This window comes from Escherichia sp. WS3063, assembly GCF_046486595.1.
Taxonomy (GTDB): domain Bacteria; phylum Pseudomonadota; class Gammaproteobacteria; order Enterobacterales; family Enterobacteriaceae; genus Escherichia; species Escherichia coli.
This window is the reverse complement of record NZ_JBJQKY010000006.1, coordinates 184,836-198,310: the sequence shown is the minus strand read 5'-3', so window position 1 is coordinate 198,310 and position 13,475 is coordinate 184,836. Positions and strand designations below refer to the sequence as shown.

General features: G+C 49.4%; 14 protein-coding genes. 5 read left to right on the top strand and 9 right to left on the bottom strand.

The window, feature by feature from the left end:
• Positions 1-30: 30 nt before the first annotated feature.
• The 7 genes from rlmH to leuS form a co-directional block, all read right to left on the bottom strand.
• The gene (rlmH, locus tag ACJHYW_RS08525) at positions 31-498 is read right to left on the bottom strand and encodes a 23S rRNA (pseudouridine(1915)-N(3))-methyltransferase RlmH (protein WP_000776104.1); all 468 of its coding nucleotides are present in this window, start codon (positions 496-498) and stop codon (positions 31-33) included.
• A 3-nt stretch (positions 499-501) separates the two neighbouring features.
• The gene (gene rsfS, locus ACJHYW_RS08520) at positions 502-819 is read right to left on the bottom strand and encodes a ribosome silencing factor (protein ID WP_001161664.1); all 318 of its coding nucleotides are present in this window, start codon (positions 817-819) and stop codon (positions 502-504) included.
• 259 nt (positions 820-1,078) lie between these two features.
• Entirely contained in the window at positions 1,079-1,690 is a 612-nt protein-coding gene (locus ACJHYW_RS08515; protein WP_032170908.1) for an adenosylcobalamin/alpha-ribazole phosphatase, read from the bottom strand.
• Positions 1,691-1,713: 23 nt separating this feature from the next.
• The gene (gene nadD / locus ACJHYW_RS08510; RefSeq protein ID WP_000838889.1) at positions 1,714-2,355 is read right to left on the bottom strand and encodes a nicotinate-nucleotide adenylyltransferase; all 642 of its coding nucleotides are present in this window, start codon (positions 2,353-2,355) and stop codon (positions 1,714-1,716) included.
• A gap of 1 nt (position 2,356) precedes the next feature.
• A complete protein-coding gene (holA, locus tag ACJHYW_RS08505) occupies positions 2,357-3,388 on the bottom strand; it encodes a DNA polymerase III subunit delta (protein WP_061092804.1) in 1,032 nt (343 codons plus the stop codon).
• Positions 3,388-3,969: an LPS assembly lipoprotein LptE gene (gene lptE, locus ACJHYW_RS08500; RefSeq protein ID WP_001269665.1), complete on the bottom strand. Its 582-nt coding sequence runs from the start codon at positions 3,967-3,969 to the stop codon at positions 3,388-3,390. Before lptE ends, holA begins: the two co-directional genes overlap by 1 nt.
• 14 nt (positions 3,970-3,983) lie before the next feature.
• Positions 3,984-6,566 carry a leucine--tRNA ligase gene (leuS, locus tag ACJHYW_RS08495; protein ID WP_001157895.1) on the bottom strand — a complete coding sequence of 861 codons (2,583 nt, stop codon included), beginning with the start codon at positions 6,564-6,566 and terminating at the stop codon, positions 3,984-3,986.
• Between the two features lie 235 nt (positions 6,567-6,801).
• Here leuS and ACJHYW_RS08490 point away from each other — a divergent pair, with 235 nt between their 5' ends.
• Positions 6,802-7,284, top strand: a complete 483-nt coding sequence (locus tag ACJHYW_RS08490; protein ID WP_001044880.1) for a zinc ribbon-containing protein — start codon at positions 6,802-6,804, stop codon at positions 7,282-7,284.
• Positions 7,285-7,354: 70 nt separating this feature from the next.
• Here the strand turns inward: ACJHYW_RS08490 and ybeQ are convergent, their stop codons facing one another.
• Positions 7,355-8,332, bottom strand: a complete 978-nt coding sequence (gene ybeQ / locus ACJHYW_RS08485) for a Sel1 family TPR-like repeat protein YbeQ (protein ID WP_001361274.1) — start codon at positions 8,330-8,332, stop codon at positions 7,355-7,357.
• A 163-nt stretch (positions 8,333-8,495) separates the two neighbouring features.
• On the opposite strand from ybeQ, the gene ACJHYW_RS08480 reads away from it, so the two are divergent.
• Both ACJHYW_RS08480 and ACJHYW_RS08475 read left to right on the top strand, forming a co-directional pair.
• Positions 8,496-9,203, top strand: a complete 708-nt coding sequence (locus tag ACJHYW_RS08480; protein ID WP_000367049.1) for a DUF1266 domain-containing protein — start codon at positions 8,496-8,498, stop codon at positions 9,201-9,203.
• The gene (locus ACJHYW_RS08475; protein ID WP_000786592.1) at positions 9,200-10,627 is read left to right on the top strand and encodes a J domain-containing protein; all 1,428 of its coding nucleotides are present in this window, start codon (positions 9,200-9,202) and stop codon (positions 10,625-10,627) included. Before ACJHYW_RS08480 ends, ACJHYW_RS08475 begins: the two co-directional genes overlap by 4 nt.
• A gap of 9 nt (positions 10,628-10,636) precedes the next feature.
• Here ACJHYW_RS08475 and ACJHYW_RS08470 read toward each other — a convergent pair whose 3' ends face one another.
• Complete coding sequence (locus ACJHYW_RS08470; RefSeq protein WP_001035661.1) at positions 10,637-11,191, bottom strand: tetratricopeptide repeat protein; 555 nt, start codon at positions 11,189-11,191, stop codon at positions 10,637-10,639.
• Between the two features lie 101 nt (positions 11,192-11,292).
• On the opposite strand from ACJHYW_RS08470, the gene ACJHYW_RS08465 reads away from it, so the two are divergent.
• Positions 11,293-12,000, top strand: coding sequence for a DUF1266 domain-containing protein (locus ACJHYW_RS08465; RefSeq protein ID WP_001030943.1), 708 nt, complete (start codon positions 11,293-11,295; stop codon positions 11,998-12,000).
• Positions 11,997-13,448, top strand: a complete 1,452-nt coding sequence (djlC, locus tag ACJHYW_RS08460; protein ID WP_001361275.1) for a co-chaperone DjlC — start codon at positions 11,997-11,999, stop codon at positions 13,446-13,448. The genes ACJHYW_RS08465 and djlC overlap by 4 nt, the downstream gene beginning before the upstream one ends.
• Positions 13,449-13,475 lie beyond the last annotated feature (27 nt).

The window sequence follows — 13,475 nt, the reverse complement described above, 5'->3', positions numbered from 1 at the left end:
CCGCTGCGTTTTCTACTCAAAGCTCACTTATCACTCACGGTGATAAGGATGGTTGGTGGTGATGCTCCACGCCCGGTACAGGCTCTCTGCGACCAGCACGCGAACCAGCGGATGGGGAAGGGTAAGTGCCGACAGCGACCAGCTCTGCTCCGCCGCCGCTTTACAGGCAGGCGACAACCCTTCAGGCCCGCCAATCAGTAGACTGACGTCGCGACCATCCAGCTTCCAGCGTTCCAGCTCAGCGGCTAACTGCGGCGTATCCCAGGGCTTGCCTGGAATATCGAGGGTGACAATGCGGTTTTTGCCTGCGGCCGCCAACATCTGCTCACCCTCTTTGTCGAGTATGCGCTTGATGTCCGCATTCTTGCCGCGTTTTCCGGCCGGAATTTCAATCAGCTCGAAGGGCATATCTTTCGGAAAACGACGCAGGTACTCGGTAAAACCGGTTTGTACCCAGTCCGGCATTTTCGTTCCCACGGCGACAAGTTGCAGCTTCACGCATTAACTCCAGAGTTTTTCCAGTTCATACAGGCGACGGCTCTCTTCCTGCATGACATGGACAATCACATCGCCCAAATCCACGACAATCCAGTCGGCGCTGTTTTCACCTTCTACGCCGAGCGGTAACAGGCCCGCTGCGCGAGACTCCTGCACAACGTGATCAGCAATGGACATAACATGGCGGCTGGACGTACCCGTACAGATGATCATGCAGTCGGTGATGCTGGATTTGCCCTGAACGTCTAAGGCGATGATGTCCTGACCTTTAAGGTCATCAATTTTGTCGATAACAAAATCCTGGAGTGCTTTACCCTGCAAGTTTTCCCCCTGGGTGAATCAAATAGATAAAAATGGTCTGTCAGTATACCTGAACCAGAGGCGATTTCGGGACAATTGTCGCCGAATCGGCTTTCGAAAGTGGGCTATCATCCCACCCCGCGCCGCAGATTGCATCGCCATTTTTGTAAAACAATTTCTACAAAGTCGTGTCTGGCGAAAAAAGTCTGGCTGCGGAGAATATCAGCCTGCCCGGGGCTGTCAATGGTCGTTGCTGGTTACCCGTAAAAAAACAGAAAAGTCATGTATTCTCGATCCCGATGGCACGGCTATTGAGGACGCGTAGCGTCGCGAATTTTTGGTTGATATCAATGGCGCTCCAACACCCTTGATCAACGCGAAAATGCCACATAGCCTCGGCAGGCATGCCAATTAAACGAGCGATTAACAGACTCAGTACACCCTGATGGCTGACGACTAAAATATTCTGATAGTGCTGAAATTCACTAAGCCTTGCGATAAACCGTTCCACACGTTGTGAAAATGCCTGAAATCCTTCACCGTTCGTGGGGATAGCATGCTGCCAGTCATTGCACCACGCGCTATAGTTTTCGGCATCTTCTTGCATGAGGTCGCGATGATGTCGCATCTCCCAGTCGCCAAAAAACATTTCGTTGAGTTCAGGGATGATTTGCACGGGGAGCTGGCGATCACTGAGAACCCGTCGCGCGGTATGCTGTGCCCGTTCCAGTTCACTGCATAAAACCAGGTCAAAGGAAACATCATGTAGCAGCGTATGCAGATTTTGCGCTTGCTCAATACCGCGTGCGGTCAGGGGGGTGGGCGCATGACCGCTGTACAGACCATCGACATTCGCTTGCGTTTCACCATGACGAATTAACCACAGTCGCATCATGCCCTCCGTAACGACAGGTATCAGCGATACAAGCCTTGTTGGTTAATGTAAGTCAGTACCGGTTCCGGTAATAAATCCTCACACGATTCACCGTTTTGCAAACGTTCGCGGATGATGGTCGCCGAGATGTTAAACCACGGCGTTTCAGCCAGATAAATTTTACCGGCAGGCTGAAGGTGAAGATCTTCCGGGTTATGTGTCAAATGATCTTCCAGCCATTGCTGGTATTGCGGTTGCGCCATTTCAAGTGGGTAACCTGGACGCCGACAGACGATCAAATGTGCATTGTCGAGTATCGTTTCGTATTCGTACCAGGTCGGAAAGGTCAGCAATGAATCCTGACCAATAATAAACGCCAGCGGCACGTCCGGTCCTTGTTCCTGCCGCCACTCTTTCAGTGTTTGCGCAGTGTAAGAGGGGGCATTGCGCTTTAGCTCGCGTTCATCAAGAGTAAACAGTGGCTTGTCGGCAATCGCCAGTTCAAGCATGTGTTTACGCTGCACGCTGTTCGCTTCCGGCTGGGGACGATGCGGAGGAACATTATTAGGGATGATTGTGACCCGCGTCAGACCAATCAAATTCGCCAGCGTTTCCACGGGTTTAAGATGACCATAGTGCACCGGATCAAAGGTGCCGCCAAACAGAGCCTGTAAAGATTTCATATCAACCGTCGATAAATACGTCCGCCAGGGGTTTATGGCACAACAGAAGAGATAACCCTTCCAGCTCTGCCCACACTGACTGACCGTAATCTTGTTTGAGGGTGAGTTCCGTTCGTGTCAGGAGTTGCACGGCCTGACGTAACTGCGGCTGGCTTAAGCGATTTAACGCCTCGCCCATCATGCCCCGGCGGTTCTGCCATACCCGATGCTTATCAAACAACGCACGCAGTGGCGTATGGGCAGACTGGCGTTTCAGGTTAACCAGTAACAACAGTTCACGTTGTAATGTGCGCAACAAAATAACCGGTTCGCTGCCTTCCAGACGCAGTTGCTGAAGAATATGCAACGCGCGCTTACTTTTTCCCATCAACAAAGCATCAACCCAATGAAAAGGGGTGAAATGCGCGGCATCATTCACCGCCTGTTCAACGCGAGGTAATGTCAGTTTGCCGTCTGGCCAGAGCAGCGATAAACGCTCCAGTGCCTGAGCCAGCGCCAGCAGGTTACCTTCATAACAGTAGCAGAGCACTTGGTTTGCAGCGTCATCCAGTTCTAAGTTGAGCTGTTTTGCACGCGCAGCAACCCAGTGGGGAAGCTGAGCCTGCTCCGGCGTCTGACAGGTCACCTGCACGCTGCGATTCGCAAGAGCAGTAAACCAGGCAGCATTTTCTTGCGCTTTGCTTAATTTACTACCGCGGACGATCAACAGCAGATCGTCATGCAGAAGTCCGGTGAGTGTGAGAAGTTGTTCATTGATCGCCGCATTCGGTCCGTTTTCGGGTAACAACAGCAATAGCGTTTGTCGACTGGCAAACAGACTCATAGCCTGGCATAACGAAAAGATCGCATTCCAGTCAGTGTTGGGATCAATGGAAAAAGTGTGGTGTTCTTCGAATCCTTGTGCCGCAGCTACCTGACGAACAGCGTCCTGGCTTTCCTGCAATAACAGAGGGTCGTTACCAAGTAAAAGATACGCCGCGCGCAGCCCTTCATGGAGCTGCGCGCGGAGTTGTTCCGGGTACAACCGAATCATCAGTTACCCAGCGTGGTAGAGACGCGTGCAGGCGTTGCCGGAGTATCCGTTGTGGTCGACGTCTGTTCTTCGTCGGAACGAATATCCGCAGCACGGATGCTTGGCAGCTTACGAATCAGCTGTTCGGCAGCACGGTCGTACATCTCTTTAATGATCATTTCCTGCTCGTTATCTTTCGCTAACGCCATTTGCGGGTTATCGAAGAACGAACGGAAGACTTTGGCGCTAATCGGGTAGATATCTCGTCCAGGAATCAATACCGACGCGCTAACAGTCATCACCATCTGATATTCCGCAGTTTGACCATTACGGAAAACCGACGCGGTATCCTGCGAGATTGATACAGCACCCAAACGCAGGGATGGAACGTCCTTACGCGTGGTTTCTTTATCAAGCAACTCGACACCATTCAGACGTAACTGGTTACGCACCGCACGGCTTAATGGCCCGTTCGGATCGCCTGAGTCCAGGATCATGACCTTCATAGTGGAAGGAACCTGCGTGGTATCACGCAGATGCCAGCCACACCCGGCGGTGATTAACACCGCCAGAGATAACAACAATGTTGCCAGATATCGCACGCTTCCTCCCGCGCTTAGCCAACGACCAGATTGAGGAGTTTACCTGGTACGTAAATCACTTTACGCACAGTAACGCCATCGAGATATTTTGCTACCAGATGTTCCTGGCCAGCACGTTCGCGAACCTGTTCTTCCGTTGCGTCCACCGGAACGGTGATTTTTGCACGGACTTTACCGTTAACCTGCACCACGACCAGCGTGGAGTCTTCCACCATCGCTTTTTCGTCAGCAACCGGCCACGGTGCGTTGTCGATATCGCCTTCGCCTTTCAGTTCCTGCCACAGCGTGAAGCAGATGTGTGGGGTGAACGGGTTAAGCATACGGATTACCGCCAGCAGTGCTTCCTGCATCAGAGCGCGATCCTGCTCGCCATCGGTCGGTGCTTTCGCCAGTTTGTTCATCAGCTCCATAATCGCCGCAATAGCGGTGTTGAAGGTCTGACGACGGCCGATATCATCGGTCACTTTAGCGATAGTTTTATGCACATCGCGACGCAGCGCTTTATGATCTTCAGTCAGCGCATCAACGTTCAGTGCCGCAACATCACCTTTTGCTGTGTGCTCGTACACCAGTTTCCAGACACGTTTCAGGAAGCGGTTAGCCCCTTCCACGCCGGATTCCTGCCATTCGAGAGTCATATCTGCCGGAGAAGCAAACATCATAAACAGACGAACGGTGTCCGCGCCGTAACGTTCAACCATCACCTGCGGGTCGATACCGTTGTTCTTCGACTTGGACATTTTGCTCATGCCGGTATAAACCAGTTCATGACCTGCCGCGTCTTTCGCTTTCACGATACGGCCTTTCTCGTCACGTTCAACGATAGCATCAACCGGGGAAACCCAGTTACGTTCGCCGTTTTCACCAACATAGTAGAAGGCATCTGCCAGCACCATACCCTGACACAGCAACTGTTTCGCTGGTTCGTCAGAGTTCACCATGCCTGCATCACGCATCAGTTTGTGGAAGAAGCGGAAGTAGAGCAGGTGCATAATGGCGTGTTCGATACCACCAATGTAGATATCCACCGGCAGCCAGTAGTTAGCCGCTTTGGAATCCAGCATACCTTCTTTGTACTCCGGGCAAGTGTAGCGCGCATAGTACCAGGAGGACTCCATAAAGGTGTCGAAAGTGTCGGTTTCACGCAGCGCTGGCATACCGTTAACGGTAGTTTTTGCCCACTCCGGATCTGCTTTAATCGGGCTGGTAATACCGTCCATCACCACATCTTCCGGCAGGATCACCGGCAGCTGGTCGTCCGGGGTCGGCATCACAGTGCCGTCTTCCAGCGTTACCATCGGAATTGGCGCGCCCCAGTAACGTTGACGGGAAACACCCCAGTCGCGCAGGCGGTAGTTCACTTTACGCTCGCCAACGCCCATCGCAGTCAGTTTATCGGCGATAGCGTTGAAGGCCGCTTCATGGTCAAGACCGTTGAACTCGCCAGAGTTGAACAGCACGCCTTTTTCAGTCAGGGCTTGCTGAGAAAGATCTGGCTCAGAGCCGTCAGCTGCCAGGATAACCGGTTTGATATTCAGGCCGTATTTAGAGGCAAACTCGTAGTCGCGCTGGTCGTGACCCGGAACCGCCATAACTGCGCCCGTGCCGTACTCCATCAATACGAAGTTTGCTGCCCAAACGGGAATTTCTTCGCCCGTTAATGGGTGAACCGCTTTAAAGCCAGTATCGACGCCTTTTTTCTCCATCGTTGCCATTTCAGCTTCGGCAACTTTGGTGTTACGGCATTCGTCAATAAAGGCCGCCAGTTCAGGATTATTTTCCGCCGCTTTCTGCGCCAGCGGATGACCCGCCGCTACCGCCAGGTAGGTACAACCCATAAAGGTGTCCGGACGGGTAGTGTAAACGGTCAGCGTGTTGTCATAGTCGTTAACGTTGAAGGTGATTTCCACGCCTTCGGAACGACCGATCCAGTTACGCTGCATGGTTTTAACGGTGTCTGGCCAGTGATCCAGTTTATCCAGATCGTTAAGCAGCTCGTCAGCGTAAGCGGTGATTTTGATAAACCACTGCGGGATCTCTTTACGTTCAACTTTGGTATCGCAGCGCCAGCAGCAGCCGTCGATAACTTGTTCGTTCGCCAGTACGGTCTGGTCGTTCGGGCACCAGTTGACCGCAGAAGTCTTTTTATATACCAGGCCTTTTTTATACAGCTCGGTGAAGAATTTCTGTTCCCAACGGTAGTATTCCGGCGTACAGGTTGCCAGCTCGCGGCTCCAGTCATAACCAAAGCCCAGCATTTTGAGCTGGTTTTTCATGTATGCGATGTTGTCGTACGTCCACGGTGCCGGAGCGGTGTTGTTTTTTACCGCCGCGCCTTCCGCAGGCAGACCAAACGCGTCCCAGCCGATCGGCTGCAGGACGTTTTTGCCCAGCATACGCTGGTAGCGGGCGATCACGTCACCGATGGTGTAGTTACGTACGTGGCCCATGTGTAGTCGACCAGAAGGATAGGGAAGCATAGACAGGCAGTAATACTTCTCTTTGCTCTCGTCTTCGGTTACTTCAAATGTGCGCTTCTCATCCCAATGAAGCTGTACTTTGGATTCTATCTCTTCCGGGCGGTATTGCTCTTGCATGGCAGCCAGTGGTCCTGTTTTCAATACGGCTACAAAAGTAGCGTTAGAGGTGGTTTTTCAGATCCGCATAGCATAGCCCAAACGTCCGCGTCAAAACAGCCTTTCGCGCATTCGACGTTGAAATGATGCCCGGATTATTCATACATTAATTTACAGAGTTTGTGGGCGTATTAGCAAAGCAAGGAACAAAGAACGTCTATTATTATAGTCAGTTAACGACCCGGGAGATGAAACGATGAACAAGGTTGCTCAATATTACCGTGAACTGGTCGCGTCACTGAGCGAACGTCTGCGCAATGGCGAACGTGATATCGACGCACTGGTGGAACAGGCGCGCGAGCGCGTAATAAAAACAGGGGAGTTAACGCGAACCGAGGTCGATGAGCTGACGCGAGCTGTCAGACGTGACCTGGAAGAGTTCGCCATGAGCTATGAAGAGAGCCTGAAAGAAGAATCTGACAGCGTCTTTATGCGGGTGATTAAAGAAAGCTTATGGCAGGAGCTGGCAGACATCACCGATAAAACGCAGCTTGAATGGCGCGAAGTTTTCCAGGACCTCAATCATCATGGGGTTTATCACAGCGGAGAAGTGGTAGGGCTGGGAAATCTGGTCTGCGAGAAATGTCATTTCCATCTCCCAATCTACACACCGGAAGTGCTGACGCTATGCCCGAAATGTGGTCATGACCAGTTCCAGAGACGCCCGTTCGAGCCTTAATGGTCTGATTTCGCACAGCAATAAAGAGAATATGGGCCGAATAAAATTCCCCGGCCCTTGTTTTTATCTCTTACAGTAAATCTTCAATCTCACGGATTTCTTGACTGACATCCCTGGTACCGGATGCCTGAACTTTACGATACAGGTCGAGAGCCTGTCGGAGATCGACAGGTCTTCCTTCTCCGTAGTGATACATAATGGCCAGGTTATACCAGGCAGTGGCGTCATTGCATTCAGCGGCTTTCATAAACCATTCAAAGGCGGCCTGATAATCTTTCTCAACGCCTTGTCCATGTTTATACATATAACCGATGTTGACGTAAGCGCCGACGCTTTCCTGAGCGGCAGCCTTCAGATACCAGTACATCGCTTGCTTATAGTCCTGGTCCACCCCTTCGCCAGCGTTATAATCCCATGCAATTTGAAACTGGGCATGCCGATTACCCTGCTGTGCGCTTTTCAAATACCAGAATGCGGCGAGTGTCTTGTTTTGAGCAACGCCTTCTCCGTCTTTATAGAGATCGGCCAGGTTGTCTTGCGCGTAACTATGGCCTTGTAATGCAGCTTGTTTGTACCAGAAAAATGCCAGCGCATAGTCTTGTGCGACTCCGTTACCATTTCTGTACATCCATCCAAGATTATTTTGCGCATAAGGCATTCCGCTCTCCGCGGCTATCTGATACCAGGCAACCGCTTCTTTATAGTTGGGGTCTTCTCCACGATCCAGTATCCAGCCAAGGGCGTTGGAAGCGAAAGTATGGCCTTGTAGGGCAGCTTTTTTCAGCCAAAAGATGGCTTGCTCATTATCTTTATGACGGCTTTTATCCTCGGAGTATTTCCGCCCTAAGGAATATTGTGCTTCACAATGGCCTTGTTCAGCGGCAAGCTTCAGCCAGTAGAAGGCTTTTTCGTCGTCCGGAGAGTCAATTGCGCTATCGCGATTATAATAAAACCCAACAATATATTGAGCCTCGCTATCGCCTTTTTCAGCACGTTTAACAATCTTTTCTATTGATAAATTATCGCAGCAACTTGACGTAAAAATCATTATCATTTCCTTATGGTTGCATATAAAACATATTATATTTTTATGTGTTCCATTTTTGCGTAAGCCTTATTTTATGCGTATTATGTTGCGTCAGAAAAGTATAAATAAATGAGCCTCGCAACGTGGTTAATATTCATTGAATGAATATTTAAGGATGAATTATATGGACATGGAGTCGCAAAAAATATTGTTTGCACTTTCCACTCCGATGGAAATACGCAATGAATGCTGTTTACCTTCGCATTCATCCCCCAAAATGTATTTAGGTACACGCTTTTTTGACCTTTCTTCCTCCTGGAGAATTGATGACCGTGATGACCTGCTGCGCACAATTTACCGAATGATTGATAACGGTCATGCCGCGCGGTTGGCAGGGTTTTATCACTGCTGGTTTCGTTATTCGCCATGTGAATGGCGTGACTATCTTGCTGAATTAAATGAGCAAGGTCAGGCTTATGCGCAATTTGTCGCCAGCACCGCCGAATGCTGTGGTGAGGGAGGAATTAAAGCCTGGGATTATGTCCGGATGGGTTTTTTAAGCCGAATGGGCGTACTTAATAACTGGTTGAGTGAAGAAGAAAGCCTGTGGATCCAGTCGCGCATTCATCTACGGGCTCTACGTTATTATAGTCACTGGCGGCAATACTTTGCCGGTTATACCTTTGGTCGGCAATATTGGCAGTCTCCCGAGGATGATGATCTGCCTTTATTACGTGAATTCTTAGCGCGTAAAGAATACGACGATTCCGGCAATGATATGTTTTATCAATTATTTGCCAGTGACGATGCATATTACGCGACCTTACCCTGGCAACCACTGGCTGACTACCCCACATGCCCGGAAACGCTTAAGGATATGAGCGACCTATGAAAAATTGCTGGAAGATTCTCGAAATAGAGGAAACGACTGACGTCGATATTATCCGCCGCGCTTATCTGGCGCTGTTACCGTCCTTTCATCCAGAAACCGATCCGCAGGGTTTTAAACAACTTCGTCAGGCGTATGAGGACGCGCTACGGATTGCGCAGTCGCCTGCTAAATCTGTTTGGCAACCAGAAGAACATGAAGTTGCAGAACATGAAATTCTGCTCGCCTTTCGTGCGTTACTCGCCTCTGATAGCGAACGTTTTCTGCCCTCTGCCTGGCAGCGATTCATTCAGCAATTAAATTATTGCTCGATGGAAGATATTGATGAATTACGCTGGTCGCTGTGCACAATAGCCATGAACACTGCCCATTTATCCTTCGAGTGCGTGGTGTTATTAGCAGAAAGATTGCGGTGGTTGCAGGAGGAAAACGTCGGGGAAATAGACGAAGAAGAACTGGAATCCTTTTTATATGCCATTGCGAAGGGGAATGTTTTTAACTTCCAGACCATTCTGCATCTGCCCGTTGCCGTACAAAATGACACCATTGATTTTTACCAAATGTTCGCTCGGATTTGGTCATCGCATCCAGAATGGCTGACATTGTATTTAGCGCAACATCGCGCAGTGATTATCCCCGATGATGCAAATTTGCACAGAAATTTACTCCGCTGGTATAGCACAAGCCGTCTGGATATCCCCGAACTTCTGGATTACGCCCGGTCGTGGCGGGAAGCTGAACCTGATAATGAAGATGCGCGTTATTATGAATACGCGCAACGCGTCTATTGTGGAGAAGGCGAAAGCCTGCTGGCAGAACTTTGTGACTACTGGCGCGAGTATCCCTCCACCCAGGCGGATGCTTTAATGTTGCAATGGTGCCGTCAGCATCGGGTCGATTATTACCCGTTAGTGGTGATGATGATTGAAGCGCGTGATCTGGTTAACGATCAGGGAAAACCGCTACTTTATGTCCCTGGTGACAGCGCTCGTACGCGTTTTCATTTATACGAAATACTCAGTGATGAAAAACTCTCTGCGCTGGGGCGTTCTCTGGTCGAGATGGTTTTGCACAAAGGACGTAAGCCGCGGATCTCACTCACGCGTGATACAGAACATCCCTTATGGCCATTATATTTAGTTGCTAAACAATTAGTTCAGGCCAGCCAACCGACAGAAGAATCATTAATGCCGATCGTCAGCCGCCTTGATGCAGAAGATCGTTGTCCACTGGAAGCATTAATGATTCGTCGATTATTAATTCAGGCGGCAAATTTTACCGAGAAGCAAACCGTCGAACCGGAGCCGCAACCGCAGTCGATGCCCGTTGACGATGGTGGGCCGGGCTGCCTGGGAGTCATCAAAATTATTTTCTACATTTTTATCTTTGCCGGTTTGATAGGGAAAATACTCCATCTGTTCGGGTGACAGTCGACGTTAATGTGCGGGAAGCCCGGCAAGTAATCTTTCCGCATTTTTGTAATGTTGTTTGGCGGCCAGTTTTAACCATTTTTGAGATTCATAATGGTTAACATTAATACTTGAGCCGTTTCTGTAGATCAAACCTAAAGTATATTGAGCATGAGCATACCCTTGTTCAGCTGCTTCCTTATACCAGAGAATTGCTTTACGGGTATCGGGTTTGACCCCCAGACCTTTGAGGTAGATCCACCCCAGTTTACTTTGCGCGCGTGGATTTTCCTGTTCCGCTGATTGCTCATACCAGTATCTCGCCTGTGTATAATCCAGTGGTTTACCGTCGCTACCATGAAGATAAAATTCTCCAAGGCGATATTGCGACGTTGAGTGACCATGAATCGCGGAAAGCTCCGTGGCTGCCGTGGTGAATGGAAGACTGCCCGGTGAGCTTAAATAATCAAAGGCATAATTCGCCATGGCTTTATCACGCAACGTCGTTTTCTTGGGTTGGCTAATACAGGTTATTGCTGCAACTATAAATATTGCGAATATATACATTAATTTTTTATTCATGTATGAATGCTTCGATTTTCTTTTTATTTTGAAAGCGTCAAGTTTATACTCATCAATAATAAAAAAGTAGTCAGTTAATGCACTTAAGGGATTATTAACAAATGAATAAGGAAGAACAATATCTTCTTTTTGCGCTTTCTACGCCCATGGAAATACTTAATCAGGGTTGCAAGCCCGCGCATGACTCGCCAAAAATGTATACCGGGATAAAAGAATTCGATCTCTCATCATCCTGGGGAATAAATAATCGTGATGATTTAATTCAGACTATTTATCAGATGACCGATGATGGTCATGCCAATGATTTAGCTGGCTTATATCTGACATGGCATCGCTCTTCCCCTGAAGAGTGGAAAGCATTAATTGCTGGCGGCTCGGAGAGAGGGTTGATTTATACCCAATTCGTTGCCCAAACCGCTATGTGTTGTGGGGAAGGGGGAATCAAAGCCTGGGATTATGTGCGGATGGGTTTTTTATCACGGGTTGGTGTGCTCAACAAGTGGCTGACGGAAGACGAGAGTTTATGGCTGCAATCGCGCGTCTATATACGAGCACACCATTACTATCACAGCTGGATGCACTATTTTTCCGCCTATTCGTTAGGGCGTCTCTACTGGCAATCTTCTCAGTGCGAAGACAACGCTTCGCTACGCGAGGCGCTAACCCTGTACAAATACGATAGCGCCGGGAGTCGGATGTTCGAAGAGCTGGCAGCGGGAAGCGACCGTTTCTATGCCACGCTTCCCTGGCAGCCATTAACTGTCCAGCCTGAATGCCCGGTAACGCTTAAGGATGTGAGCGACCTATGAAAACATGTTGGCAAATCCTCGAAATTGAAAGCACGACGCAAATAGACATTATCCGCCAGGCTTATCTTGCTCGCTTACCGTTGTGTCATCCCGAAACCGATCCGCAGGGGTTTAAAGCATTACGCCAGGCCTATGAAGAGGCGCTGCGACTGGCGGTAAATCCTGTCGAGGAAGCAGATGATGAAGAAAAAGATGCCGCCGCTGAACATGAAATACTACGTGCATTCAGGGCATTACTGGATTCTGAAAGTGATCGTTTTCAGCCCTCCGCCTGGCAGAAATTTATTCAGCAATTAAATACCTGGAACATGGAGGATGTCGATCAATTACGCTGGCCGCTGTGTGCAGTCGCTATAGAAGCGCGATATCTTTCATTAAATTGTGCTTCTTTGCTGGCAGAGCGTTTGAACTGGCATTCGTTTAATGACAGCGAAGGAATGGATGAGGAAGAAAGGGAGGCTTTTCTTGAGGCCATTCAGGCTGGTGATTGTTTCGATTTCCTTAGCCTTCTGGAATATCCCGTCGCGTTGCAGAACCAGACTGTTGAGTATTACTTCGCGCTGGAACGCTGCTGCCGTTACCATCCTGACTATGTCACTGCGTTTATGGCAATGGAAGGTCCGTGGTTCATTCCTGATGATGTCAAGTTACATCGCAAACTGTTGCGCTGGTACAGCTCGGTGAAAACAGGTATGGCGGAACTTATTCCTGTTGCCCAACAGTGGCAAGCAGAAAATCCAGAAAGCGAAGATGCCCGTTATTACCAGTGTGCGCAACGGTTGTACTGTGGCGAGGGGGAAAGCCTGCTTGCCGATCTCTGCGCATACCGGGAGAGTTACCCATCTACACAAGCTGATAATTTGTTGTTGCAGTGGAGCAAGCGTCATTGCCCGGATTATTTCGCGTTATTAGTGATGGTTATCGAAGCGCGAAGCATGATAGATGCGCAAGGTCAACCGTTGAAATATGTTCCTGGTGAGAGCGCCCGGACGCGGCTGTTATGGGCGGAAATTTTACATAGCGGAAAATTATCGCCGTTAGGTCAATCGTTTATTGAGTCGTTATTCTTCAAGCGCAAAGCATGGGCATGGTGGAAATCGAGAGTCGGTAGCGAGACAGAACAAGATTCACCGTTACTGGATTTGTATCGGGTAGCGGAACAGGTTGTGCTGGAAGCGTTCCCGAAACAAGAGATGCTGGCCCGTCTTAATACAAGGCTGGAAGGTGGAGATGCTCATCCATTAGAGGCCATTATCACGCGGATGCTGTTGACGAAAGTGAAACTCGAGCCGGAGGATGAAGATGTCGATGAGCCAACACCTGAAAACCACGAAGAAAAAAATGATGAGGATGAAAAACCACAGAGCATTACCAGCATTATCAAAATCAGCTTAACGGTGCTGGTGATAGGTTACGCGATCGGTAAAATCGCGATGTTGTTCAGTTAGATGTGAGGCTAACGCATCTTATCCTTC

Coding starts and splice junctions, on each gene's coding strand:
- ACJHYW_RS08515 (WP_032170908.1), bottom strand. CDS start 1,690: ATGCGACTGTGGTTAATTCGTCATGGTGAAACGCAAGCGAATGTCGAT.
- nadD (WP_000838889.1), bottom strand. CDS start 2,355: ATGAAATCTTTACAGGCTCTGTTTGGCGGCACCTTTGATCCGGTGCAC.
- holA (WP_061092804.1), bottom strand. CDS start 3,388: ATGATTCGGTTGTACCCGGAACAACTCCGCGCGCAGCTCCATGAAGGG.
- leuS (WP_001157895.1), bottom strand. CDS start 6,566: ATGCAAGAGCAATACCGCCCGGAAGAGATAGAATCCAAAGTACAGCTT.
- ACJHYW_RS08490 (WP_001044880.1), top strand. CDS start 6,802: ATGAACAAGGTTGCTCAATATTACCGTGAACTGGTCGCGTCACTGAGC.
- ybeQ (WP_001361274.1), bottom strand. CDS start 8,332: ATGATTTTTACGTCAAGTTGCTGCGATAATTTATCAATAGAAAAGATT.
- ACJHYW_RS08480 (WP_000367049.1), top strand. CDS start 8,496: ATGGACATGGAGTCGCAAAAAATATTGTTTGCACTTTCCACTCCGATG.
- ACJHYW_RS08475 (WP_000786592.1), top strand. CDS start 9,200: ATGAAAAATTGCTGGAAGATTCTCGAAATAGAGGAAACGACTGACGTC.
- ACJHYW_RS08470 (WP_001035661.1), bottom strand. CDS start 11,191: ATGAATAAAAAATTAATGTATATATTCGCAATATTTATAGTTGCAGCA.
- ACJHYW_RS08465 (WP_001030943.1), top strand. CDS start 11,293: ATGAATAAGGAAGAACAATATCTTCTTTTTGCGCTTTCTACGCCCATG.
- djlC (WP_001361275.1), top strand. CDS start 11,997: ATGAAAACATGTTGGCAAATCCTCGAAATTGAAAGCACGACGCAAATA.